The sequence below is a fragment of the Luteibacter sp. 9133 genome (assembly GCF_000800155.1).
In the GTDB taxonomy this organism is placed as follows: domain Bacteria; phylum Pseudomonadota; class Gammaproteobacteria; order Xanthomonadales; family Rhodanobacteraceae; genus Luteibacter; species Luteibacter mycovicinus.
This window is the reverse complement of record NZ_JUHO01000001.1, coordinates 175,001-200,680: the sequence shown is the minus strand read 5'-3', so window position 1 is coordinate 200,680 and position 25,680 is coordinate 175,001. Positions and strand designations below refer to the sequence as shown.

Genomic DNA, 25,680 nt, shown 5'->3' with positions numbered 1-25,680 from the left:
GGCGTATGGCTTCGATTACCGTAACGTTTCTCTAACGCCCCACACACGGAGTGATTCCACATGCGTATTCGTCATCTCGCCGGTGCCATCGGCGCCGCCCTTCTCTTCAGTGCCGGGGCGCACGCCGACGGTTTCACGCAGGTGGTGTCCTTCGGTGACAGCCTGAGCGACAACGGCAACGTCTCCACGCTGATCCGCTCGCCTGTCGCGCTGCGCTTCACGACGAACCCGGGCACGGTCGCGGTCGAGAACATCGCGTCGTACTACGGCCTCTCGCTCACCCCGTCGCTCAAGGGTGGCACCGACTACGCGTACGGCAACGCGCGTGCCGCCACGGTCAACCCGGTCACCGGCACGCCGCTGACCGTCCCGCCGACCTCGACACAGATTCAGACGTATCTCGCGTCCACCGGCGGCAAGGCCGACCCGAACGCGCTGTACACCATGTGGATCGGCGCCAACGACCTGCTGGCGGCACTGAACAACCCGGCCACGGCCCAGGTGACCGTCGCCACGGCCGCCACGAACGAAGTCGGCCAGATCAAGGCACTGCAGGCGGCGGGCGCGAAGACCATCGTCGTCTTCAACCTGCCCGACGTCGGCAAGACCCCCGCCGCGCTGGCCCAGGGCGCAACGGCGGCCGGCCAGATCAGCCAGCTGTCGCAGGTCTACAACGGCATCCTATCCGGCGGTCTGGCCCAGGCCAACCGCGGCATCGTGCCGATCGACACCTACGCGCTGCTCAACGAAGTCATCGCAAGCCCGAGCACCTACGGCTTCACCAACGTCACCGTGCCGGCCTGCACCACGGCCAGCTCGCTGACCTGCACGCCGGCCACCCTGCGCGACCCGAATGCGGCTTCGACCTACCTGTTCGCCGACGGCATTCACCCGACCACGGCGGCTCACGCGATCCTCGGCCAGTATGCGATTTCGGTGATTACCGCCCCGCAGAAGATTTCGCTGCTCGGCGAAGCCGGTCTCGCCTCCGACGCCGCGCATGTCCGTGTGCTGCGTAACCAGATGCTCGCCGATAACTTCGGCGCCGACTCCCGCGTGTTCGCGGCCGTCGACTACGGCCAGCAGAAGTTCAAGACGACCGACACTTCGCCGAAGACCGACAGCGACAACGTCAACCTGACGGTCGGTGCGGATGCCAAGGTCAACGAGAACGTCTCCGTCGGTGTCGCTCTTGGCCTGTCCCAGAACAACGCCGACTTCCAGGGCGGTGGCGGCTACAAGATGCAGGACGTCGCCGGTTCGGGTTATGCCTTCTATCACCAGGGCGGCGGTTACGGCGGCGCGTTCGTCAGCTTCGGCCAGCTCAGCTTCACCGACATCGATCGTCGCATCGACCTCGGCGCCGCACGTCGCACCGAGACGGGCAAAACCGATGGCTCGCACGTGGGCGCAGGCCTGCAGGGCGGTTGGTGGTTCGGTAGCGACACACTCAAGACCGGCCCGTTCGTCAGCGTGGAATTCGAGCAGCTGCGCGTGTTCGGTTACACCGAGCGCAGCAACACCAGCACCGCGATGACCTTCGGCAAGCAGACGCGTAACGCTCGTATCGAAACGGCAGGCTGGCGCCTGCAGGGGTCGATGCAGGCCGGCAGCACCATGCTGCACCCGTTCGCCGAGGTGTCCTACAACCACGACGGCCGCGCCGACGATCGTTACGTCACCGCGGGTCTCAACAGCATGGCCGGCAAGTTCGAAGTCCAGGGCTTCACCCCGGACAAGACCTGGGCCACGGCCGACCTCGGCGTCACCGCCGACTTCAGCCAGACCTGGAGCGGCTGGGCGAGCTACAGCGGTCGCTTCGCAGACGACACGCAGCGTTACAACAGCCTCAACCTCGGGCTGAAGATGTCGTTCTGATCTGCCGCAGCAAAACTATTGAAGCACGCCCTCGCAGATCGAGGCGTGCTTTTTTGTAAACGGCTTCTTTCGATTTCAACGATAAACTCTCCTAAACGTTTGTTTGCCGAATACGTGTAGGTTCATTCTGAAGATCGCGTAGGGCTGTCTCGCTTCGCACTTGCTTGCAGCTCGATGAGGAACACCGACCCATTAGTCTTTGAGGACTTCATGAGAAGTTACTCAAGGACTATAAAGAATGAATCGAACTCGCTACGCCCTCGCCGCGCTGCTACTTGTCTTCCTCGGCGCAATCCCCGGCGTCTCAATGGCTCTCCCTGCGTACGCTCGGTCGATCATTTATTTTGACGCGAACGACAACATCATCGGTAACTCGATTCTTTATTGCGAAAACACTCGCGAACACGCAGGCGTTACTGATGCGGGCAATGCGAACCGGATCGAGTTCGACTTCGGCTGCGGCGATCCCATAGTCACTTGCTCATCGTCGGGAAGCTGTCAGACCGAGGGGCACCACATCGAAGATGTGATCAAGTACTTTCACAGCGCTACCGGGCGCACCGTCAGTAACTATTGCCTCGATACGACCTATATCGGCGGACCGTTCTTCGGGCGTGCAGACTGCAACCTGCCTGCACCTTCAGAGATCTCCGGCATTGGCACATACACGACGGGTTTTGGAAGCAACTAACCTCTTCGCGCAAAAAAAACGCCGGCTACACGCCGGCGTTTTTTTGCTTAGCTAGGCAGCCGGATTACTTTTTGCCGCCAGCCTTCGAATACATAGCGTCAGCCTGGCTCTTCAGCGCCGCGACGGCATCGTCGCCGAGCACGTCGACCTTGCCGCCAGCCTCGTTCTGCTTGAGGACGAGTTCGCCGGCATCGTTCCAGCCAGCACGCTGGATTGAGGTCGGCTTACCGTCCTTGCTCGGCTTTTTCTCCTGGACGATCACCCACGGCTTACCGTTCTTGTAAGCGTAGTTCGTCGAGGTGAAGCCCTTATCGCCGTAATCGACCAGTTCGATAACGAACTGCACGTCGTTACCCTTCTTGAAGATCTGCCAGCCGCGCGACTCGCCTTCTTTCAACGCGGTGCCCTGCGTCATCTTCAGGCCGCCGATGTTCTTCTTCAGCGAGTTGTAGCCGCTGAGCTCCTTCTCGCCCGGCGTCGCTTCACCGACCAGCTGAATGTTGGCGACGTTCTTCGCGCCCTTGGTCAGCACGGGGGTCTTCAGCGGAGCCGAATAGTGACGCTCGCCGTCCTGCAGGGACGCTTCGACGATGTACATGTCGTTGGGATTGAGGTCGGCGGCATTGAAGTCCAGCTGGAACTGCTGCGGCAGGGTCACCGGCTGCACCGTCTTGGTGGCCAGCGGCTGCGAACCCTGGGCGCTGACGTCGACCAGCTTGAGGTCGAGCTTGGCGTCCGGCGACAGCTGGGCGCCGGCGTCACGCAGGGTGACGGTGCCGGTCACGGCGTTGGCGGGAGCGGCATTGTCGCTGCCACCGGCGGCGGCCTGCTGGCCGTTGTTGTCGGAGCCGCCACCGCAACCGGCGAGCGCCAGGGCGGAGACAGAAGCGAGCGACAAGAGGATCCTGCGCATGGTCAAACCTCGTATGGAACGGAATGGTTTTGGGGTGACGGACAATACGCGCGCGCATGGCGCTGCAACATGTCCGGGGGGACCTTGGAGCATACCGAGAAATGCGCCGATGTAAAAGTCAAGGGTGAAACTACCCGACTTGGCGGAAACGGGAGCGGGTTGGCAAGCTGACGGTCAGGTTTGCCGGAAACGGTCAGGGCAAAAAAAAAACGCCACCCGAAGGTGGCGTTTTCCTTATCGGCTTACGACGTCGATGGATCAGAAGTCGTAGGTGATGCCGAAGCGAGCGTAACGCGGGGTGGTCTGGAACAGCGCCGTGCGGTAGTTCGGGTCAACAGCACCCGTTTCGCCAGCCTGCGGGTACGTGGCCAGACGCTCACGCGTGTTGAGCACGTTGAACACGGTCACGTTGAAGGCAAGCTTCTTGTCAGCCCACGTCGGACGGTACTCGGCGCTCAGGTCGGCCAGGATGGTCCACGGATTGTGGCCCGCGGCACCCGGAGGCGACGGCTGACCGTAGCAGTAGTGGTAGTACGACTGGTAACCGGTCGGATCCGATTCATCGGCGCCGAAGTAACCAAGGCAGGACTTCGGTGCGCCCGACGCGACGGTCAGGTTACCCGACAGCATCCACTCTTCGGTCAGCTGGTACGAACCGTACGCCTTGAAGACGTGCTTGCGGCTGTTCGACAGTTCGCCGTTCGAGTACTGCATGAGCGCCGGGAAATCCCAGTCGACCGTCGCCGAGACGTCGGTCTGGCCGATGTCCGAACGAACCTGGCCTTCCGAGTTACCGTAGCTCTTGGAGTACAGGTAATCCAGCTTGCCGTACCACTTACCATCGAACGGATGCTCGAGGTACATCTCGAGACCGTAATAGTTACGCTTGAGATGCGGGAACCCGAAGTCGGCGTTGGTCACGTGCGCGGTGTAGTAGCCGCCCGTGGTGTTCGGAACGACGAAGTCCGAAGCGCGACCCGGGTTGAACAGGTAGCTGCCCTGGATCGGACCAATGGTCGCCGGATCCACGCCCTGACGGACGAGCGCGGCTTCGATCGTGTCGGAATCGCCCACGTCGTCGATCGCGTTCTTCAGCTTACGCACGGTTGCCTTCGCACCGTAGACCCACTTGTCGCCCAGCGTCTTATCGAAGCCGAGGATGAATTCATCCTGGTATTCCGACTTGAGGTTGGTCGCAGCGGCGGTCTTCGGATCGCGCGGGATACCGTATTCACGGTTACCCGAGATCGGGCCGCCGGTGGCGGTATCGATCGGGGTCAGGCCCTGCGGGATGCCGTTGGCATCGATGCTCGTGTAGTTGAAATACTCACGGGTATAGAGCGACTGACCCGCAGAACGCAGTGCCACGCTCGCCGGCAGGGCGAGGTAATAGCGACCGGCGTTGGCATAGATCTTCAGGCTCGAATCGCCGTTGACGTCCCAGGTAGCACCCAGACGCGGGGCCCACTGCGGCGTGGTCAGACGCAGATACGGTTCGCTAACGCCGTTGTAGTTGGTGAACTGGTCGTTACGGATGCCAACCTTGACCAACCAGCGATCACTGATCTGCCAGGAGTCTTCAATGTACTGGGCGCGCTGCTTCACGCGGACCGACGCGCGAGCGTCGTACACGTAACGGTCGACGTAGTAACCATTCCCACCAGCCGGTGCAACATATGTGTCGCCACCCGGCGCGCCAGCGATCGGCACGGTGCCATTGGCCTTCTTACCGTACTCCCAGGCATAGCCTGGGCCCGAGGTACCCTGACCATCGTTGCTGTCGCGGACGTCCTGGTTATCGATACCGGCGGTGATCGTGTGATCGCCAGCGTGGTACGACAGGTCGATGCGCAGGTTGGTGTTGGTCGACTTGTGCTGCGGATCGTATACGCGGGTGCTCGGATTCTCATTCGAGACGCCGTCAGCGAGCGTGGGGTCCTGCAGGGTCGGGTTGATGATGTGCGGAACCTGAGTCTGCGGCACCTGCGAGTAGTACGTGCCCTTCATCTTGCCGTACTGAGCCGTCAGGGTCAGATCATCGGTGATGTAGCTCGTGAACTTGGCGGTGTAGAGATCCGCACCGGTCTTGTTCAGCGGGTTACCCGACGTGTCCTTGCCGACCAGGTCACCCTTGGTCAGGGTGGTGTAGTCGAAGCCGTAGACGTTGGCGTCGTAGTTCTGCTTGTTCGACGCGCCCGTGACTTCGAGGATGTTGCTGTCGTTGATGTTCCAGTCCAGCTTGCCGTAGAACTTCGGGTTCCGGTAGGAACGGTCGTAGTAGTTCGGCGAGTCCTGCGACGTGTAACGATCTTGGTTCACCTTCTCCTGCTCGGCGGCGAGGAAGATGTACAGCTTGTCCTTGATCAGCGGACCACCCACGTAGGCCGACTCGACCGTACGCATCTGGGTGTCTTTCTTGTTGTAGTTGTAGATCTCACCAGCCGACGTGGTCTCGCTGTTGATGATGTAGTGGTCATTGCCCGGGGTCGAGCGGGTGCCGCGCGGCTCCCACAGGATCTGCGCACCGAAATGCCACTCATTGGTACCGCGCTTGCCGACCTGGCTGATCACGCCGCCGGCCGAACGGCCGTAGGCTGCGCCGTAGCCACCGGCCAGCACTTCCTGCTGATCGATCGCGCCGTACGGCAGGGTGATACCACCGAAGCCGCTGAGCGGATCGGTCGTGTTGAAACCGTTGATGTAGTACGCGTTCTCGGTAACCGAGCCGCCGCCGATCGAGACCAGAGCGTTGCCGGTCGGACCGGAGAAGTAGCCGCTACCCGACACCGCACCCGGGGCAAGCAGCGCGATGGCTTCAGCCGTACGTGCGAGCGGGAGCTTGGCGAGCTGCTCGGAGGTGATGACCGTGCGCGAGTCGACCGTCGAGACGTCGACGGGCGGCAGGCTGTTGGCCGTGACCGTGACCGAATCGAGCGACTGGGCACTGGCAGCGGAGGTGGCGGCCGTGAACGACACGTCCGAACCCTTGCCGACCGTCAGGTTGACGTTCTTGCGCGAATCGACGACGGCGCCGTTGCGCTTGAGGTCGACCTGGTAGCTGCCAACCGGCAGGTTGTTGAACTGGTAACGGCCCGACGCGTCGACCGGGACCTCACGGGTGATACCCGTGGAGCCGCTGATCTGCACGGTGTCGCCCGGCTGGGCGCCTGTACCGAAAATGTTACCCGTGGTGGACTGCGCGAGGACGACACCAGTGCCGCCCAGGCTGATCGCCAGCGCGAGCGCCAGCGACGAACGACGCAGGACGGAAGCCTGCCGGATGCTGCGAGAACTCATTGCAAATCTCCCCAGATCGACCCCAACAGGGCCAAAAAAAACGAGCAAAACCGACCAAAGGCCGGAAAAAATGGCCTTGCCGTTGCTCGGATCCGAGGGGTGGTGTTCTGGCGCCAACTCCTCCCAGAGTCGACTGCCTCCCCCGACCTGCTCCCGACAAGCCCTGACTAGTACCAAACCGAGACGCCTTCGCAGTTCACGAAAGGCTCAGTCGGGTGTCGCCGATGCCGAACATAGGCGTGACCTTACTGCCGTGTCAACAAATTATTTACACGGTGTAGGCGTTTTTCCTAGTGCGGTGCTTGTTCAGGATTCCCGGCCAACTCCCGGAAATCAGGGGATTTTTGCTTGAGAAATAAATGCTTCCGAAAAAAAAGCCCTCGTCCGCGGGACGGAAGAAGGCGATCTGGGGAGCACATTTCGTGACCGTCGGGGGGCAGATCCCTGCCCCCCTCGGCTTTTTCTTGTTGTGCGATACGCGACGCGCTATCAGAAGTCGTACGTGATACCGAAGCGGGCGTAGCGCGGCTGGGTCTGGTAGAGCGGCACGTCGTAACGCGGGTTGAGGCTCGCCGCGCTGCCGTGGATCGGATAAACCTGCGTTTCCTTGCGCTGGTTCAGCAGGTTGAACACGGTGACGTTGAAGGCCAGCTTCTTGTCGGCCCACTCCGGACGGTACTCGACGCTACCCGTGACGATGTAGGTCCACGGATTGTGGCCTGCCTCACCCGGGGGCGACGGCTGACCATCGCACCAGTGGTAGTACGAGCCGTAGCCGAGGTTCGGGTTGGTCTCGTTCGGGCCGTAGAAGCCCAGGCAGCTCCTCGGCGCACCCGAAGCGATGTTGATGTTGCCCGAGACCAGCCACTCCGAAGCCAGCTGATAGGAGCCGTAGATCTTGAAGTTGTGCTTGCGGCTGTTGGCGAGTTCGCCGTTCGAGTACTGCATGACTTCCGCGTAATCCCAGTCCACCGTCGCCGAGACGTTGTCCTGACGGATGTCCGAACGGACCTGACCTTCTGAGTTGCCGTAGCTCTTCGAGTAGACGTAATCGAAGCGGACCTGGTACTTGCCGTCCCATGCGTGATCCAGGTACAGCTCGAGGCCGTAGTAGTTACGCTTGGAGTGCGGGAACCCGAAGTCCTCATTGTTCATGTCGACGCTGTAGTAGCCGCCGTTGGTGTTCGGGATCAGGAAGGTGTTGGCACGACCCGGGTTGAACAGGTAGCTGCCCTGGATGTCGCCGATGGTGTCCGGATCGATACCCGAGCGTTCCATCTTGCGCAGGATCGCACCGCTGTCGCCGACGTCGTCGATCGCGTTACGCAGCTTGCGCACCGTGGCCTTCGCACCGTAGGTCCACTTGTCGGTCAGCGCCGCATCGAAACCGAGGATGAACTCATCCTGGTATTCCGACTTGATGTTGGTGGCGGCGGCGGTCTTCGGATCACGCGGGATGCCGTACTCGCTGTTCGCCGAGATCGGACCGCCGGTGCTGCTGAAGATCGGGGTCAGGCCCTGCGGAATACCGTTGGCGTCGATACCGGTGTAGTTGAAGTACTCGCGGGTGTAGAGCGAAGCACCAGCGGAACGCAGCGCGACGGTCGCCGGCAGCGCGAGGTAGTAACGACCCGCGTTGGCGTAGATCTTCAGGCTGGAGTCGCCGTTGACGTCCCAGGTGGCGCCCAGACGCGGGGCCCACTGCGGCGTGGTCAGCCTCAGGTACGGCTCGCCGTCCTGGTTGTAGTTGGTGAACTGGTCGTTGCGCAGACCCACCTTCACCATCCAGCGGTCATTCACCTGCCAGGTGTCTTCGATGTACTGAGCGCGCTGCGTGGTGCGGACCGACGCGGCGGTGCCGTAGACGTAGCGGGCGACGTAGTAGCCACGGCCACCCGGCGGGGCGACATAGGACGCGTCCGTCGGGGCTTCGCCGATGATCGGCGTGCCGGCGTCGGTCTTGTTGTACTCCCACGCGTAACCCGGACCGGTCGTGCTGTCGCCGTCGTTCTTGTCGAGCACCTTCTGGTTATCGATACCGGCCACGATCGTGTGGTCGCCGATGTGATAGCTCAGGTCGACACGGAAGTTGGTGTTGGTCGAGGTGTGCTTCGGATCCGCGGTGGTGGCCGACGGGTTGGCGTTGGTGATCGGATTGCCGCCATTGAGCAGCGGATCCTGATTCGTCGCGGTGAGGATGGACGGCAGCGACTGGTCACCGCCGGTGGCGGTGTAGTACGTGCCCTTCATCTTGCCGTAGAGGGCCGTCAGGGTCAGGTCGTCGGTGATGTAGCTGGTGAACTTGGCGCTGTAGAGATCCGCGCCCGACTTGTTGTTGACCGAGTTGTCCTTGCCGACGTAGTCGCCACGGGTCTTGGTCGGATAGTCATACTCGTAGATCGAAGCGTCGTAATCCTGCTTGTTCGACGCGCCGGTGATTTCGAGGATGTTGCTGTCGGTGATGTTCCAGTCGACCTTGCCGTAGAACTTCGGGTTGCGGTACGACTGCTTGTAGACGAACGGCGCCGCGACGCTGGTCGTCTGCTCGCCCGAGCGACGCTCCTGCTCAGCGGCGACGAACACGTACAGGGTGTCCTTGATCAGCGGACCACCGGCGTACACGGAGTACGTGGTGCGGTCGAGCTTGTCCTTCTTGTTGTCGTCGTACAGCTGACCGGCCTGTGCGCCGACCTGACGGTAGTAATTGATCTGGTTGGCCTTGGTGCCGTTCGGCTCCCACAGGACCTGCGCACCGAAGTGCCATTCGTTCGTGCCGCGCTTACCGACCTGGCTGATCACGCCGCCCGAGGAACGGCCGTAAGCAGCGCCGTAACCGCCGGCGAGGATTTCCTGCTGGTCGATGGCGCCGTACGGCAGGGTGATACCGCCGAAGCCGCTGAGCGGATCGGTCGTGTTGAAACCGTTGATGTAGTACGCGTTCTCGGTGACGGCGCTACCGGCGATCGAGACCAGCGGATTACCGGTCGGACCGGTGAAGAACGAGCTACCGGCCACGGCGCCCGGCGCCAGCAGTGCGATGGCTTCAGCGGTGCGCGCCAGCGGCAGCTTGGACAGCTGCTCGGAGGTGATGACGGTGCGCGAGTCGACCGCGCTGACGTCGATCGAGGGCAGCGCATTGGCCGAGACGGTCACGCCTTCGAGGCTGGAGGCGGCCGTGGCCGACGCGGCGGCGTCAAAGGCCACTTCCGTACCCGCGCCGACGCGCAGGCTCACGTTGGAACGCGAATCGACGGCGGCACCGTCCTTGTTCAGCGTGACCTTGTAGCTGCCGAGCGGCAGCGACGTGATGGAGTAGCGACCGGCGGCATCGACGTTGACGGTGCGGCTGACGCCCGTCTCGTTGGTCGCGGTCACGGTCTGGCCCGCACCTGCCGGCACCTGGCCGAAGATGGAACCGGTGGTGGACTGTGCGAAGGCGGCACCGGACACAGTACCCAGGCCAATGGCCAGGGCCAGTGCGGTGCGACGGCCCAGCATGGCGGCGCGGTTGTGGCGCGAATTCATCTTGCATCTCCCCGATTAAAATTCCGCCGACGCAAAAACCTGCGCCGAGCGGCAAGCCGACCCCGGCCCGGCTAGCGCCAGGCTTCTTAGAGATCGGAGTTTAAAAATCCCCTTTAAACAGCAGGATCCGTGAAAGGATCCCGCGCCCCGAAACGCCACTGCGTGTGACGTGGAACACATATATCCGCAGCGGTCACGGGACTGCAATACGAAATTCTCACGGTAATTTTACAAATCTAGGCAATTACTTCCGAAGCAACTGCCGGGCCGCAGAAAAATAGCCGGCTGCACAAGAAGTTACAGATGTGACTTTTGGCATTTGCCGGCGTCCTATGACTCGCTCCTAGGAATCATTCCTAGAAAAAAATGCCCCCGTCCGGGGGGACGAGGGCGATCTGGGGAGACACTTTTTGTCGCCCCGTGGCGAATCCTTTCACCCGGGACTCTTGTTGTTGGAAAGTTTTTGCCGGTACGGCGGATCAGAAGTCGTAGCGGGCGGTGAAACGGACGGTACGCGGATCGGTGAAGTTGAGTTCGCGGTCGTAAAGCGGGCTGACGGTGGAGCGCGACGACGCATAACGGGGGTTGTACGAGGTCGGTGTCTGCTTGTTGAACGCGTTGAGCACGTCGACCTGCAGCGTCAGGTTCTTGTCCAGCCAGCTCGGGGTGTATGCCGCATTGAGGTTGACGATATAGGTCCACGGCGTGTTGCCGTGCGAGCCACGCGGTGAGCGCTCGTAACCCGCCGTGCCCGGCAGACCGCACCAGTAGTAGAACGCACCGTTGTACAGGCCCGCGTCGGCGGTCGGGTAGAAGCTCGTGCAGTTCTTCGGACGACCCGATGCGATGTTCAGGTTGGCACCGAAGCGCAGATCGTCGGTGGCCTGGAAGTAACCGAAGGCCTTGATCTGATGCGTACGGTTGTTCGGCAGCTTGCCGTTCGCGCCCACCATCAGCTGCGGCAGATCCCAGTCCTGGGTCACCGAGACGTCAGCCTGACCGCCGTTGCCCGTGTCCAGGTCGGATGCCAGCTGACCTTCCGTGTTGCCGTAGCTGCGCGACCACGTGTAGTCGATGCGGCCGTACCACTTGTCGGCGAACGGATGCTCCAGGTACAGATCGACGGCGTAGTACTTACGCTTCAGGTCGGGAAGCTGCAGGGCGTCCTTCGAGTAATGCACGGCGACGAACGAGCCGTCGTCCTGCTCCTGCAGGAAGGTGTTGCCGGTACCCGGGTTGAACAGGAAGCACGCGCCGCCCAGTGCGGGGGTGCAGGTGTCGTCGATCGCGCTGCGCAGCTGACGCCAGGTCAGCTTGGCACCCCAGTTCAGGGTGGGCGTGATCGCCTGATCGAGACCGGCGATGTATTCGTCCTGATAGTGGGACTTCAGGCCCTTCGCGGCGACGGTACGCGGATCCGGCGCCACGCCGCACTCGAGGTTGGCCGAGACCGCGTTGGTGCCGCCGCACGTGTAACCGGCGGCCTGGTTGACCGGCACCGGTACGAGACCCGTCGGCGCGCCAGTGACCGGATCGGTTCCCGTGTACGTGAAGTATTCGGAGGTGCCCAGCGAGCCGGACGCCGCACGCACGGCGACGTTGTTCGGCATGGCCAGATGGTAACGACCGGCGTTGGCGTAGACCTTGAGGGTCGAATCACCCATCACGTCCCACGACACGCCCAGACGCGGCGCCAGCTGGTGACGCTGCTTCGCATACACCTCGTTATTGCCGTTGAAGTTCTTGAACTGCTCGTTGCGCAGACCCGCGTAGACCAGCCAGCGATCGGTGACCTGCCAGTGATCTTCGAGGTACTGCGATTCCTGCACCGTTTTCACGGTCGCGGAGGTGGTCGTGTAAGCGCGGGTCACGTAATAGCCCTGCGTACCGAGACCACCCGCCGAGGCGGGCGAGCCGACACCGTGACCGGCGTCGATCGCCTGGGCCGCGTTGTTCTGCTGGTTGTATGTCCAGCTGTAGCCACCCGGCAGGGACGTGCCCGTGAACGACTTGGCCTGCTGACGATCGGCACCGAACTTGATGTCGTGATCGCCGAGGCGATACTCGAGATCGAGGCGCCAGCCGTCGGTCGCATCGTTCGCGCCCGGTACGCGTACCGACGTCGCGGTGGTCTGGCAGCTGCCGTAATTGATGCCCGGCGCCCGGGAAGCGGCACTGGCGATCGAGATCAGGGGGCAGTTCGCGTTGTAGCCGAACGGCGTCTGCACGTGATCGACGCGTTGCTGGCCGTACAACGCCGAGACCGTGAAGTTATCGGTGATGTAACCGGTGTACTTACCGACGTAGAGGTCGCCGCCGTCCTTCGTGTACGAGCCGCCGTTTTGCACGGCGCCGTGGGTCTTGCTGGCGTAGTTGAAGCCGTAGGTGGCGGACGTGTATTCCGTCTTGTCGGACACACCGGTCAGCTCGATGTGGTGATCGTCGGTGATGTTCCAGTCGAGCTTGGCCAGCCAGCGCGGGATCTTGTACTGGTAGTCGTTCCAGCCGTTACGGCCGACGGTGGCGGAGGTGACGGCGCCCGCTGTCGTGCTGGACTGCACGCCGGCACCTTCGCGGCGGTTCATTTCGGCGTCGACGTAGAAGAACAGCTTGTCCTTGATCAGCGGGCCGCTGGCGTAGGCGCCGACGGTCGAGCGCCAGTATTCGTTCTTCTTGAAGTACTGATAGACCGTGCCGTCGGTCGTCGGATAAAACCCGGTATCCGGATAGTTCGAGTTACGCGGCGAGGCGCGCGTCCCCGAGGGCTCCCAGATCGTGTACACGCCGGCGTGCCATTCGTTGGTACCGCGCTTGGTCACGATATTGATGACACCGCCGGTCGAGCGGCCGAATTCCGCGCCATAGCCGCCGGTGAGCACCTGCTGCTGGTCGATGGCGTCGAAAGGAAGCTGAGTCAGGCCGATCGACGTCAGCGGATTGGTCACCGCGTAGCCGTTGATGAAGTAGGCGTTCTCGGACGACGCGGAGCCACCGAAGCTGGGCACCGGATTGCCGAGCGCGTCCTTGTAGCTGGAGTTCCCGATCACGCCAGGCGCAAGCAATGCCGCGGCGAGCACGTCCCGGGTAATCGGAAGCTTGTTGAGCTGCTCGGCGGTGAGCACCGTGCGGGTATCGACCGACGACACGTCGATCGACGGCATCGCCGATGCGGAGACCGAGACGCCCTCGAGCGTGGCGGCTTCGGTGGTCGATGCCGACGAGCCGAACGAGACGTCGGAACCGCCCGAGATGGTCACGGTCACGTTGTCACGCGTGCTGACCACCGCGCCGTTGTTTTCCAGCGAAACCTTGTAGTTGCCGGGCGGCAGCGCGCTGAAGCGATAGCGGCCGTTCGCGTCGACGTTGATCGTGCGTGAGAAGCCGGTGTCGGCGCTGGACACGGTCACCGAGGTGCCCTGCTGATTTACCGAACCGAAAATGGAACCGGTGACGTTGGACTGTGCCAATGCGGCGCCGGAGACGGTGCCCAGACCGATAGCCAGGGCAAGCGCGGTGCGGCGACCCAGCGACACGGCGTGATGATGACGCAAATTCATGTACTGCCTCTCCCCTAGAAAGCCCGAACCGTACGTTGTTGCGATTCGGAGCAAGCCGATCCCGCCCCGGCTGTGGCCAGGTTTGCTTGGGTCATCGACGACGTTGTTATCCCTTATGCCACGCCGCGTGATGCCAGCGGCGCGCCCCCGGAGTCGCCCTGCTGAGCGACCCGCGACCAGATATAGCGAAACTAATTGCGAATTCGCAACATGATTTTTTCACCTGAGCTTTACATGTCGCGACGTCTGAGGATCCGTTTCGTCATGACCTGTGCAAAAAATCACGTCGACACAAACCGTTACGATTTCGAGACACGTGACTTATGGCCTATATAGGACTTGAGCCTAGGAAACATTCTTAGGCAGAACATCGATTTAGATGCGCCCGTCGCATGTTCTGAATCGCTTTTGGACGACTCGTTTACGAAACTTCTCAACGGAAAGGCTTTCGAAGGGAAGTTGCTGTACACCGAATGCAGGCTCCGCGCGTTGGATCGCGGGATGGCCGGGGGGCGATCTACTTAGAAACGAGGTTCCAAGCGCATGAATTACAACTCAAGGGGCTCCGTTATGGCCGATGCATCTGGCGATAGCCTGGAGTCCGCACGAATCGACTCGACGCCTATCGCGTCATCCTTCGCCACTCGCGTACGGGCAGTCATCAAGATGTCGGGTAGCGTGAGCGAAATCGCTCGCCGGTGCGGCTTCTCCGAAGGCGTGGTGCGCAGCTGGCGCGATGGCAACACCGATCCTTCGCGGGGCCGTTGCGTCACGATGGCCAAGACGCTGGGCCTTTCGCTGGTCTGGCTCGCCGCTGGCGAAGGCCCGATGATGCTGGACGGATCGGGCGACGATGCCGTGGCCCGTACCGAAACCACCGAGACCGCGCGTGGTCGCGACGGGCGCGAGGGTACGGTGTCGTCCGCACTCGACGCATCCCGCCTCGCGGCGGCGATGAAGCTGCTGCAGTCGGATATCGAGTTGACCGGTAGCCGGTTTTCGCCGGTGCGTCACGCCGATCTGGTGGCCGAGATGTATTCGATCCTCGGACGCTCAGGCGAGTCGGATTATGCGGACCGGATGATCGCGTTCCGTCACACGCTCATGTCGCGCGTCGCAGACGATCAGTCCAGCGCCGCGGCCTGACCGGACCGAACGCCTCGCCAACCGGCCTGGCGTCCTCCCATCAGCTCGGCCGCCAGTGGCCCTGGCTGATGGGAGTCCATCCGTTCGGCGATCGATCGCGCGGGCAAGCCGCGCGATATCGGTTAAAGCCGCGAGATGTCCGCGATGGCGCCAAACGCCGCCTTGAGCTGCGCAAGCAGCGCGAGACGATTGGCGCGCACCGCCGGATTTTCCGCGTTGACCAGCACGTCGTCGAAGAACGTGTCGACCGGCCCCTGCAGAGCCGAGAGGCGCGCCAGCGTTCCGGTGTAGTCACCGGAGGCCAGTAGCCCCTGCGTGTCCGCGCGGGCGGAAGCGAGCGCCTGATGCAGGGCACGTTCGGCGTCGGACTCGAAGTGCGCCGGATCGACCGTCGACGGAATGGGTGCCGCACCCGCTTCCTCGGCCTGCTTGCGCAGGATGTTCGCGACACGCTTGTTCGCGGCGGCAAGACTGGCCGCCTCACTGCGACGGGCGAACTCGCCCACCGCACGAAGCCGGCGGTCGAAATCGGGCAACGTCGCCGGGCTCACCGCGATCACGGACTCGAACTGGTCGGCCGAGAAGCCCTGGTCCGCGTAATACCCACGCAGGCGTTCGAGCACGAAGCCGTGCACTTCGTCGCCCAGCTCGCGGCGACGGGCACCGATGTCCACGACCGGCGCCTTGCCATCCTTGCCCGGCTTCACGCCGGCCACGAAGGCCGCCTCGGGAACCAGTTCGAAGGCCTCGGCCAGCGCGGCGCGCAGATCGATGTCGAGCCCCCCCTCGATAAGGGTGCGTGCGAGGCCAAGTGCGGCGCGACGCAACGCGAACGGGTCCTTGTTGCCGCTCGGCTTGAGCCCGACGGCGAAAATGCCCGCGAGGGTATCGAGGCGTTCGGCCACCGCCAGTACCTGGCCGACCTTGCCCGCCGCGATGGCATCGCCACCGAAGCGCGGCTGGTAGAAGCTGTCGAGGGCATCGGCCACGTCGGCCGGAAGACCCTGGCGCGTCGCGTAGTAGCGACCCATCACGCCCTGCAGTTCGGGGAATTCACCCACCATGCGGGTCAGCAGATCGCACTTGGCCAACGCCGCGGCATGCGTCGCCTGGCCGGCGTCGACGCCGACGCGGTTGGCGATGACACGGGCCAGCTCGGCCACACGGACCGTCTTGTCCCAGAGGCTGCCCAGCGACTGCTGGTAGGTGACGTTCTTCAGGCCTTCCTGATGATCGGCCAGCGGCGTCTTGAGGTCGGCGTCCCAGAAGAACTTGGCGTCGGCGAAGCGTGGGCGGATCACGCGCTCGTAGCCCTTGCGGATCTCCGCCGGATCGAGACTCTCGATATTGGCGACGCCGATGAAGTGCTCGGTCAGGCGACCGTCTTCATCGAACACCGGCACGAACTTCTGATTGGTCTCCATCGTGGTGACCAGCGCTTCGGGCGGCACATCGAGGAACTCACGTTCGAACGTGCAGGCGATGGCGACCGGCCACTCCGTGAGGTTGGCGATCTCGGCGAGCAGGCCCTCGGACAGGCGGGGCACGCCGCCGGTGGCCACACGCGCCACGTCATCGACCACACGCTGGCGGCGCTCGGCCGGATCGGCGAGCACATGCGCGCCGCGCAGCGCGTCGCGCCAGCTGTCGGCGTCGGCGACATGCACCGGCTTCGGGTGATGAAAGCGGTGGCCGTTGCTGAGGCGGCCGCTGGTCAGGCCCAGGATCTGGCCATCGACGATGTCGGCACCGTGCAGCATGAGCAGGGTGTGCACCGGGCGGACGAAACTGTCCTCGCGGTTGCCCCAGCGCATGGCCTTGGGAATCGGCAGCGCCTTGAGCGACTCGGCGACCACCTCGGCCAGCAGGGCGGCGGTGGGCTGGCCGGCCTTCACGGCGCGGAAGACGAACCACGCGCCCTTGTCGGTCTCGAGCTTCTCCAGCGCGGCGACGTCGACGCCGCACGACTGCGCGAAGCCGATCAGCGCCTTGCTGGGCTCACCGTCGGCGCCGATGCTCGCCGCGATGGCGGGCCCGCGGCGTTCCACGGTCTGCTCCGGCTGGGCGACGGCCACGTCGGGGATGTAGACGGCGAGGCGGCGAGGCGACGCGTAGGTCTTCGCGGCTTCGTAGCCGCCGGCGACGCCGCGCTTCTCCAGGCCTTCGACGACGCCGCGCGCGAACGCGCCAGCGAGGTCGTCCAGGGCCTTGGGCGGCAGTTCTTCGGTGCCCAGCTCGATCAGGAGGGGCAGGCGCTTATCAGCCATTGACGGCCTCCTTGACGTTCTTCAGGCCGGGAAAACCGAGTTTTTCGCGCTGCGCGACGTAGGCCTCGGCCACGCTGCGAGCCAGGGTGCGAACGCGCAGGATGTAGCGTTGACGTTCGGTCACGCTGATGGCCCGGCGCGCGTCGAGCAGGTTGAACGCGTGGCTGGCCTTGCAGACCTGCTCGTACGCGGGCAGCGGCAGGCCGGCTTCGATCAGTTTGGCCGCTTCGCCCTCGCACACGTCGAACCAGTGGAACAGCTCCGGCACGTTGGCGTATTCGAAGTTGTACGTGCTCTGCTCCACCTCGTTCTGGTGGAAGACGTCGCCGTAGGTGACCACGCCATGCGGCGCGTTGGTCCACACGATGTCGTAGATGCTGTCGACGTTCTGCAGGTACATCACCAGGCGCTCGAGGCCGTAGGTGATCTCACCCGTGACGGGACGGCATTCCAGGCCACCGGCCTGCTGGAAGTAGGTGAACTGGGTGACCTCCATGCCATTGAGCCAGACCTCCCAGCCAAGACCCCAGGCGCCCAGCGTCGGCGACTCCCAGTTGTCCTCGACGAAACGCAGGTCGTGCACCAGGGGGTCGATGCCCAGCGCCTTCAGCGATCCGATGTACAGATCGAGGATGTTGTCCGGGTTCGGCTTTAGCATCACCTGGTACTGGTAGTAATGCTGGAGACGGTTCGGGTTGTCGCCGTAGCGACCGTCCGTCGGCCGGCGGCAGGGCTGCACGTAAGCGGCGGCCCAGGGCTCCGGTCCGAGCGACCGGAGAAAGGTCATCGGGTGAAAGGTGCCCGCGCCGACTTCGGTATCGAGCGGCTGGACCAGCACGCAGCCCTGCTCCGCCCAGTAGCGGTTCAGGGTCTGGATCACGTCTTGGAATGTGGGCGCGGACATGGTTCCCGAGTCCTTGAGAAAGCGGGCTAGTATAGCGGCGTAGCATTGAACACGGGGTTGGACCTGATGGCAGTGAATCCGCAGCACGCCGCCCTCCTGGGCCGTCGTGGCCGGCTGGAGCTCGACGAGGTGCTCGCCTCGCTCATGGTGGACGGATACCTCGGCGCCGAGGATGCCAAGCGCGTCCGGATGGGTTCGCGCAGCGGAAAGTCGGCCATTGAATTGCACCCCCTCGTGGTGGTCTCGAGCGCCAAGGTCGACAACGCCCGCGAGCCGGGTCGCCCGCTCAGCCTGGAAGTCCTCGTGGAATGGCTCGCCGGCAAGGCCGACCTCGACTACATGAAGGTCGACCCGATGAAGGTGAACGTGGCGCAGGTCACCCAGGTGGTCAGCAGCGCGTACGCGCAACGTCACCGGATCCTGCCCGTGGCCGCCACCGCGAGCGAGGTGGTGTTCGCGACGGCGGAGCCGTTCGACACCAGCTGGGCGACGGACCTCGGCCATATGCTCCGCCGCGACATCCGTCGCGTCGTCGCCAACCCGATCGATATCAACCGCTATCTGCTGGAGTTCTACGGCGTACAGCGCTCGATCCAGCTGGCCGTCGATGCCAAGGGTCAGGACTCCGCCAACAAGATCATCAACTTCGAGCAACTTGTCGAGCTGGGCAAGGGCGGCGAGCTCGGTGCCGACGACCGCCACGTCGTCCACATCGTCGACTGGCTGCTGCAATACGCGTTCGAGCAACGCGCGTCCGACATCCACCTCGAGCCCCGTCGCGATGCCGGACAGATGCGTTTTCGCATCGACGGCGTCATGCAGAAAGTCTTCGAGCTGCCGCCGCCGGTCATGACCGCGGTCACCGCACGCGTAAAGATCCTCTCGCGCATGGACGTCGCCGAAAAGCGCCGTCCGCAGGATGGCCGTATCAAGACGCGCTCCGCCGGCGGACGCGAGGTGGAACTGCGTATCTCGACCATGCCGACGGCGTTCGGCGAAAAGGTCGTCATGCGTATCTTCGATCCCGATCTGGTGATGAAGGATTTCTCACAACTCGGCTTTTCGGAGGAGGAGGGGCGTATCTGGCGGGGCATGGTGGAACGCCCTCACGGCATCGTCCTGGTAACGGGACCGACAGGCTCGGGCAAAACCACCACGCTGTATTCGACACTCAAGCATCTGGCCAAGCCCGAGCTCAACGTTTGCACCGTCGAAGACCCGATCGAAATGGTCTCGCCCGATCTCAACCAGATGCAGGTGCAGGCGTCGATCGACCTGGATTTCGCCGCCGGCGTGCGCACGCTGCTCCGTCAGGATCCCGACATCATCATGGTCGGCGAAATCCGCGATCTCGAAACCGCGCAGATGGCGGTGCAGGCGTCGCTTACGGGCCATCTCGTCCTGTCGACGCTGCATACCAACGACTCGCCCAGTGCCGTGACCCGCCTGCTCGACCTGGGCGTACCGCATTACCTCATCCAGTCCACGCTGACGGGTGTCGTCGCGCAGCGACTGGTGCGTACGTTGTGCCCGCATTGCAAACGCGCGACCGCGCAGGATCGCGACGAGTGGAGCGTCGTGACGCATGGGTGGGATGTTCCGCTGCCCGAGCGCGTCTTCGAACCGGTCGGTTGCCTGGAGTGCCGCAAGACCGGCTTCCTCGGGCGTACCGGCGTTTACGAGATGATGCCGATGTCGGGGCGCCTGCGAAGCCTGATTTCGGCCGAGCTCGATCTCGGCAAGTTCGGCGCGGCGGCGCTACGCGAAGGCATGAAGCCCTTGCGCATCTCGGCAGCGGCGCAGGTGGCCGCAGGCCTGACGACCGTGCGCGAGGTACTCAACGTGCTTCCCCCCAGCGATATCGAAGATACTTCCGCGTCATGAAACCCTTGCTCATCGTTCGCACCGGCCGCGCGCCCGACGTGATCAACGCGCGCCACGGAGACTTTCCACGCTGGTTCCAGCTGGGCCTTCGTCTGCGTTCGCCTCATCTCGCCGTCATCGATGTCGAGAAAGGCGACACCCTTCCGCCGCCGGAATCCGTTGCCGGCGCGGTGATTACCGGTTCGGCTTCCATGGTGACGGAGCGGCATGCCTGGAGCGAACGCACGGCGGGATGGATCCGCGACGCGATGGATCGTGAACTTCCGATGCTTGGCGTGTGCTATGGACATCAGCTGATGTCGCATGCGCTCGGCGGGCGCGTGGACTACCTGCCCGGTGGCCGTGAAATGGGTACCGTGCCGCTAACGGTGCACGACGGTGCGGGGCATGACGCGCTCGCCGCATCGTTGCCGCCGACCTTCGATGCGCACACGACGCATGAGCAGGGGGTGCTCGAGCTACCGCGCGGCGCGGTGTCGCTGGCAAGCTCGCGGCAAGATCCCCATCATCTGGTCCGCTACGGCAGGCACGCGGTGAGCACGCAGTTTCACCCGGAGTTCTCGACCGAGGTGATGCGTGCCTATATCCGGCGCCGGCATGACGTGCTCGACCGGGAAGGACTCGCCCCTGCGGCCATGCTGGACGCCGTGGTGCCGACGCCGCATGCGACACGGCTGCTGCGTGGTTTCGTCCGCGAGCACCTGCGGGCCGCGCCCGCCGGAATGTCAGTTGCGTAGACGGCGAACGATCGCACCGCGCGAGAAGAACGCGAAGACGATGCCGAAGAGAAACCCGCCGATGTGTGTCCACCAGACCACCGCGCCGTAGCTCGCACCGGCGTAGCTGAAAAGCAGCTGCACCAGGGCCCAGATACCGATCAGCACGAAGGCCGGTACGCGTACGAACTCGAGGAAAAGCCCCAGCGGAAGCACGAGCCCGAGCCTGGCGCGTGGGAAGAGCGTGACATATGCACCCACGACCGCCGATACCGCGCCGCTGCAACCGATGATCGCCACCCGCGCACCGGTGAGCGAGATCGCGCCGATCAGATTGGCGACGACACCACCCAGCAGGAACAGCAGAAGAAAACGCGGCGAACCGAGACTCCGCTCCGCTGGCAGACTGAAGATCACGAGGAAGAGGAGGTTGCTGACCAGATGCAGCCAGCCGCCATGAATGAATGTCGCGGTGAACAGGCGAAGCAGCGCCGGATCGCTCACCTGCTCCCACAAGGGCAAGCCGGTCCCGAACAGGTGGGCCGGCACCGTACCCCAATGCCTCATGATGTCGGCACGCTCGTTGTGACCGGCCAGTGCCAGACCGACGAAAATCACCACGCAAGCGATGACGATCAACATCGTCGCCCAACACAGCCGCGACCGGCGTCGCGTATCCACCTGCACGAACATCATCAGGGGATGCCGCGGGCGAGGTGCGGACCATCGGCCTCGAGCGACGAAAGGGCGAACATGGTTTCCGGCCCGACGACGCCATCCGCCGCGATGCCGAAGCGCTGCTGGACGGCGACGACACGTGAGAGCACAGCGCGATCGAACGTCGTCGAGGGCGGCCCCCCCGCCGGGTCCGCCGGCAGATGACCGATCAGCCAGGACATCCCCTGGCCGGTATCCCCGCGGGTCAGCTTGGAAGGCATTGACGGATCGACCCGAAACACCGCGTAAAAACGGCCATTCCATACGCGTTCGAAGACGTCACGTGTAAGTTCGACGTATTTGCCGCCGAGGTAGAGGCGGACGTCCTGATCGCCGGCGCCTACGAGCAGAACTTCCTGCTTCGCGTGTGCATCGTCCAGCTCGAGAATGAGTGGCCGATCGAAGCGACGCAACTGGTCGAGCGATCCTCGACCGCTGACGCAGGCGAAGCCCGGAAAAATAACCGCGTCGCAGCCGATCGCGTTGGCGACCGATGTCTCTTTCGACGTAACCTGCCACCGTGCGAGCAGTTCACTCCACACGCGTAGCTTGCCCGTGTCCGGCGGGGGAAGCGCGTCCTGAAATTTGGCCAGGGCCTGCTCTGGCGTCGCGGTGGCGAGATTTTTGGGACGCGATGGGCTACGCCCGGAAAGAAACCACGTGGCCGCACCACCCACGAACAGGATCGCCAGCATGGCACCGATCGCCAGAATCGGTTTGCGATAACGGCGCAGCCAGTACCGGGCGTGTTGCGGCAGGACCTCGCGCGCCACGAAACCCAGCGCGCGCTCACCGATCGAGCGCTCGCCTCGCTCCGCCGCACGCTCGAGCGCCCGATGGGCAAGCGTATTGAGTCGGCGTGGATTCCCTTTCCCGTCGTCGCGCAGGCTTCGAAGCCCCAACCGGCTGAAAGGCATCTGCGTCGTGCCGGCGACATGCAAGCGATGTCTCACGTAGCGCTCGCTTTCCTCCGGGGTGAGCTGGGCCAACGGCAAGCGACTACGGACATGCGCGGCCAACGACGGCGCCCCGGAGCCCTCGAGGCGCTCGCGCAGCGCAGGCGATCCGACCAGCACGATGTGGAAAGGCGCATTGGCATTCTCGCACGCGAGTAGAAGGCGCTCGACGATGGCGAGATCATGATCGTGGAGCGTATCCACATCATCCAGGATCAGCAGAAAGCGATGGTTGACGTGATGTGCCAGGCGCCCGAGCCCTGCGGCCAGGCCATCGACCAGATGATCTTCGGTGTTGGCTTCCGCACTCAGCGGAAGCGGCAAGCCGAATCCCGCGTACATCGAGCGTAGCCACGCCGTCGTGCCCAGCGCGTAGTCATCCGCACCGCGGCGAACGGGCCGCACGCCATGGTGGGATGCATCGGCTTCCATCAACAGGCACAGAAGGCTCTTGCCCGACCCGGCCTCACCAGTAATCAGGGTCACACTGGAATCGTCCGAACCGGACTGGTATTCGACGTGCGCGAGAATCTCGCGTTCGCGCGCAAACAGACACGCGAAGCGCGTATCCGGTGCATCGCCAAACGGCGGTTCGCGCAGCCCGAAGGTTTGTAGATACATAGGCCTAATGTATCCGATTCCGGCTGGATCCAGCCTTTCGACGGAAGGCATTCGGCGGCAATCATTGCGGGCGTGGATCGCGGACGTGGCGATCAGCCGAACGTCGGCGGAAATCCGGTGGTAACGGCCCTGGTGTGGTCGCGGAATTGCGCGCAAAAGAAAACCCGCCCTCTAGTGAGGACGGGTGTTTCAGGATAAAGCCCCTGGCGGTGACCTGTTGCGGGTCGCGCTGCGCGCAAGAGCGCGTTCGAGGCGGAATGTCGGGCAAAGAAAAACCCGCCCTCTAGTGAGGACGGGTTTTTGGGATAAAGCCCCTGGCGGTGACCTACTCTTGCATGGCTTGAGCCACACTACCATCGGCGCATGCGCGTTTCACTTCTGAGTTCGGGATGGGATCAGGTGGTACCACGCCGCTATAGCCGCCAGGGAAGGGGTGGGAGCAGCGCATTGAGCGCCGGCTCCACAGAGGGTGTAAACGAGTGACAAGCGTCCGGGTTTAGTCGAACAGCGAGTTAAGAGATAAGACGGTGAAGCGTCTTGGGGTTATATGGTCAAGCCTCACGGCTCATTAGTACACGTAAGCTCAATGCATTGCTGCACTTCCACACCGTGCCTATCAACCACCTAGTCTTGATGGTGCCTTAAGGAGAGTCAAGCTCTCGGGAGATCTCATCTTGGGGCGTGCTTCCCGCTTAGATGCTTTCAGCGGTTATCACTTCCGTTCGTAGCTACCGGGCAATGCCATGGGCATGACAACCCGAACACCAGCGGAACGTCCACTCCGGTCCTCTCGTACTAGGAGCAGCCCCCCTCAAATCTCCAACGCCCACGACAGATAGGGACCGAACTGTCTCACGACGTTCTGAACCCAGCTCGCGTACCACTTTAAATGGCGAACAGCCATACCCTTGGGACCGGCTACAGCCCCAGGATGTGATGAGCCGACATCGAGGTGCCAAACACCGCCGTCGATATGAACTCTTGGGCGGTATCAGCCTGTTATCCCCGGAGTACCTTTTATCCGTTGAGCGATGGCCCTTCCATACAGAACCACCGGATCACTAAGACCTACTTTCGTACCTGCTTGATCCGTCGATCTCGCAGTCAAGCACGCTTATGCCTTTGCACACAGTGCGCGATGTCCGACCGCGCTGAGCGTACCTTCGTGCTCCTCCGTTACTCTTTGGGAGGAGACCGCCCCAGTCAAACTACCCACCATACATGGTCCCCGATCCGGATTACGGACCTAGGTTAGAACGTCAAGCACTTCAGGGTGGTATTTCAAGGATGGCTCCACCAGAACTAGCGTCCTGGTTTCATAGCCTCCCACCTATCCTACACAGAAGAACTCAACGTTCAATGTAAAGCTATAGTAAAGGTTCACGGGGTCTTTCCGTCTTGCCGCGGGAACGCTGCATCTTCACAGCGATTTCAATTTCACTGAGTCTCGGGTGGAGACAGCGCCGCTGTCGTTACGCCATTCGTGCAGGTCGGAACTTACCCGACAAGGAATTTCGCTACCTTAGGACCGTTATAGTTACGGCCGCCGTTTACTGGGGCTTCGATCAAGAGCTTCGCCTTGCGGCTGACCCCATCAATTAACCTTCCAGCACCGGGCAGGCGTCACACCCTATACGTCCACTTTCGTGTTTGCAGAGTGCTGTGTTTTTGATAAACAGTCGCAGCGGCCAGGTTACTGCGACCCCTCGATGCTCAGTCACGCACGTGACCACACCAAGAGGCGCACCTTCTCCCGAAGTTACGGTGCCATTTTGCCTAGTTCCTTCACCCGAGTTCTCTCAAGCGCCTTGGGATTCTCACCCTGCCTACCTGTGTCGGTTTACGGTACGGTTTTTCTACAGCTGAAGCTTAGTGGCTTTTCCTGGAAGCGTGGTGTCAGTCACTTCGTCCCAAAGGACTCGTCTCGGTGCTCGGCATAAAGATTCCCGGATTTGCCTAAGAATCATGCCTACCGCCTTTCCCCAGGACAACCAACGCCTGGTAGACCTAACCTTCTCCGTCCCCACATCGCACTGTAGAAAAGTGCAGGAATATTAACCTGCTTCCCATCGACTACGCATTTCTGCCTCGCCTTAGGGGCCGACTCACCCTGCGCCGATGAACGTTGCGCGAGGAAACCTTGGGCTTTCGGCGGGGAGGCTTTTCACCCCCCTTATCGTTACTCATGTCAGCATTCGCACTTCCGATACCTCCAGCAGACTTTACAATCCACCTTCACAGGCCTACGGAACGCTCCTCTACCGCGTACGGATCAAAATCCGTACACCCCGAGCTTCGGTGCATAGCTTAGCCCCGTTAAATCTTCCGCGCAGACCGACTCGACCAGTGAGCTATTACGCTTTCTTTAAAGGGTGGCTGCTTCTAAGCCAACCTCCTGGCTGTCTATGCCTTTCCACATCGTTTTCCACTTAGCTATGACTTTGGGACCTTAGCTGCGGGTCTGGGTTGTTTCCCTTTTCACGACGGACGTTAGCACCCGCCGTGTGTCTCCCGTGTATCACGTGTTGGTATTCGGAGTTTGCCATGGGTTGGTAAGTCTCAATGACCCCCTAGCCATAACAGTGCTCTACCCCCAACAGTGTTCGCA

Annotated in this window: 13 protein-coding genes and 2 rRNA genes (1 of these 15 running past the window's edge); 5 read left to right on the top strand and 10 right to left on the bottom strand. The window is 62.7% G+C overall.

The window, feature by feature from the left end:
* The first annotated feature begins 60 nt into the window (after positions 1-60).
* Positions 61-1,878 carry an autotransporter domain-containing protein gene (locus FA87_RS00740; protein WP_043691691.1) on the top strand — a complete coding sequence of 606 codons (1,818 nt, stop codon included), beginning with the start codon at positions 61-63 and terminating at the stop codon, positions 1,876-1,878.
* Positions 1,879-2,116: 238 nt separating this feature from the next.
* A complete protein-coding gene (locus FA87_RS00735; RefSeq protein WP_043691689.1) occupies positions 2,117-2,569 on the top strand; it encodes a hypothetical protein in 453 nt (150 codons plus the stop codon).
* A 64-nt stretch (positions 2,570-2,633) separates the two neighbouring features.
* Here the strand turns inward: FA87_RS00735 and FA87_RS00730 are convergent, their stop codons facing one another.
* From FA87_RS00730 to FA87_RS00715, 4 genes are all read right to left on the bottom strand, one after another.
* The gene (locus FA87_RS00730; RefSeq protein WP_043691686.1) at positions 2,634-3,482 is read right to left on the bottom strand and encodes a YbaY family lipoprotein; all 849 of its coding nucleotides are present in this window, start codon (positions 3,480-3,482) and stop codon (positions 2,634-2,636) included.
* A 258-nt stretch (positions 3,483-3,740) separates the two neighbouring features.
* Positions 3,741-6,779, bottom strand: coding sequence for a TonB-dependent receptor (locus FA87_RS00725; RefSeq protein ID WP_043691684.1), 3,039 nt, complete (start codon positions 6,777-6,779; stop codon positions 3,741-3,743).
* A gap of 489 nt (positions 6,780-7,268) precedes the next feature.
* Complete coding sequence (locus tag FA87_RS00720) at positions 7,269-10,304, bottom strand: TonB-dependent receptor (RefSeq protein ID WP_043691681.1); 3,036 nt, start codon at positions 10,302-10,304, stop codon at positions 7,269-7,271.
* A gap of 479 nt (positions 10,305-10,783) precedes the next feature.
* Positions 10,784-13,861, bottom strand: a complete 3,078-nt coding sequence (locus FA87_RS00715; RefSeq protein WP_052191062.1) for a TonB-dependent receptor — start codon at positions 13,859-13,861, stop codon at positions 10,784-10,786.
* A gap of 678 nt (positions 13,862-14,539) precedes the next feature.
* Here FA87_RS00715 and FA87_RS00710 point away from each other — a divergent pair.
* A complete protein-coding gene (locus tag FA87_RS00710) occupies positions 14,540-15,007 on the top strand; it encodes a helix-turn-helix transcriptional regulator (protein WP_239708932.1) in 468 nt (155 codons plus the stop codon).
* Positions 15,008-15,129: 122 nt separating this feature from the next.
* Here the strand turns inward: FA87_RS00710 and glyS are convergent, their stop codons facing one another.
* Together glyS and glyQ are read right to left on the bottom strand one after the other, a co-directional pair.
* Positions 15,130-17,274, bottom strand: a complete 2,145-nt coding sequence (gene glyS / locus FA87_RS00705) for a glycine--tRNA ligase subunit beta (RefSeq protein WP_043691680.1) — start codon at positions 17,272-17,274, stop codon at positions 15,130-15,132.
* Positions 17,267-18,178: a glycine--tRNA ligase subunit alpha gene (gene glyQ / locus FA87_RS00700; RefSeq protein ID WP_036116631.1), complete on the bottom strand. Its 912-nt coding sequence runs from the start codon at positions 18,176-18,178 to the stop codon at positions 17,267-17,269. The genes glyS and glyQ overlap by 8 nt, the downstream gene beginning before the upstream one ends.
* Positions 18,179-18,244: 66 nt before the next feature.
* Here glyQ and FA87_RS00695 point away from each other — a divergent pair, with 66 nt between their 5' ends.
* Complete coding sequence (locus FA87_RS00695; protein ID WP_043697052.1) at positions 18,245-20,062, top strand: GspE/PulE family protein; 1,818 nt, start codon at positions 18,245-18,247, stop codon at positions 20,060-20,062.
* Complete coding sequence (locus FA87_RS00690) at positions 20,059-20,799, top strand: glutamine amidotransferase (protein WP_036116633.1); 741 nt, start codon at positions 20,059-20,061, stop codon at positions 20,797-20,799. Before FA87_RS00695 ends, FA87_RS00690 begins: the two co-directional genes overlap by 4 nt.
* Here the strand turns inward: FA87_RS00690 and FA87_RS00685 are convergent.
* From FA87_RS00685 to FA87_RS00670, 4 genes are all read right to left on the bottom strand, one after another.
* Entirely contained in the window at positions 20,788-21,471 is a 684-nt protein-coding gene (locus FA87_RS00685) for a rhomboid family intramembrane serine protease (protein WP_043697050.1), read from the bottom strand. The two genes, FA87_RS00690 and FA87_RS00685, sit on opposite strands and share 12 nt — an antisense overlap.
* A gap of 2 nt (positions 21,472-21,473) precedes the next feature.
* A complete protein-coding gene (locus FA87_RS00680; RefSeq protein ID WP_043691677.1) occupies positions 21,474-23,072 on the bottom strand; it encodes an AAA family ATPase in 1,599 nt (532 codons plus the stop codon).
* A 312-nt stretch (positions 23,073-23,384) separates the two neighbouring features.
* A 5S ribosomal RNA gene (rrf, locus tag FA87_RS00675) occupies positions 23,385-23,499 on the bottom strand.
* Positions 23,500-23,619: 120 nt separating this feature from the next.
* Positions 23,620-25,680 (bottom strand): 23S ribosomal RNA (locus FA87_RS00670); it runs 823 nt beyond the window's last position.

Excerpts from the sequence above, each read along its gene's own strand:
- FA87_RS00740 (WP_043691691.1), top strand. The coding sequence starts at position 61 with ATGCGTATTCGTCATCTCGCCGGTGCCATCGGCGCCGCCCTTCTCTTC.
- FA87_RS00735 (WP_043691689.1), top strand. The coding sequence starts at position 2,117 with ATGAATCGAACTCGCTACGCCCTCGCCGCGCTGCTACTTGTCTTCCTC.
- FA87_RS00730 (WP_043691686.1), bottom strand. The coding sequence starts at position 3,482 with ATGCGCAGGATCCTCTTGTCGCTCGCTTCTGTCTCCGCCCTGGCGCTC.
- FA87_RS00725 (WP_043691684.1), bottom strand. The coding sequence starts at position 6,779 with ATGAGTTCTCGCAGCATCCGGCAGGCTTCCGTCCTGCGTCGTTCGTCG.
- FA87_RS00720 (WP_043691681.1), bottom strand. The coding sequence starts at position 10,304 with ATGAATTCGCGCCACAACCGCGCCGCCATGCTGGGCCGTCGCACCGCA.
- FA87_RS00715 (WP_052191062.1), bottom strand. The coding sequence starts at position 13,861 with ATGAATTTGCGTCATCATCACGCCGTGTCGCTGGGTCGCCGCACCGCG.
- glyS (WP_043691680.1), bottom strand. The coding sequence starts at position 17,274 with ATGGCTGATAAGCGCCTGCCCCTCCTGATCGAGCTGGGCACCGAAGAA.
- glyQ (WP_036116631.1), bottom strand. The coding sequence starts at position 18,178 with ATGTCCGCGCCCACATTCCAAGACGTGATCCAGACCCTGAACCGCTAC.
- FA87_RS00695 (WP_043697052.1), top strand. The coding sequence starts at position 18,245 with ATGGCAGTGAATCCGCAGCACGCCGCCCTCCTGGGCCGTCGTGGCCGG.
- FA87_RS00690 (WP_036116633.1), top strand. The coding sequence starts at position 20,059 with ATGAAACCCTTGCTCATCGTTCGCACCGGCCGCGCGCCCGACGTGATC.
- FA87_RS00685 (WP_043697050.1), bottom strand. The coding sequence starts at position 21,471 with ATGTTCGTGCAGGTGGATACGCGACGCCGGTCGCGGCTGTGTTGGGCG.
- FA87_RS00680 (WP_043691677.1), bottom strand. The coding sequence starts at position 23,072 with ATGTATCTACAAACCTTCGGGCTGCGCGAACCGCCGTTTGGCGATGCA.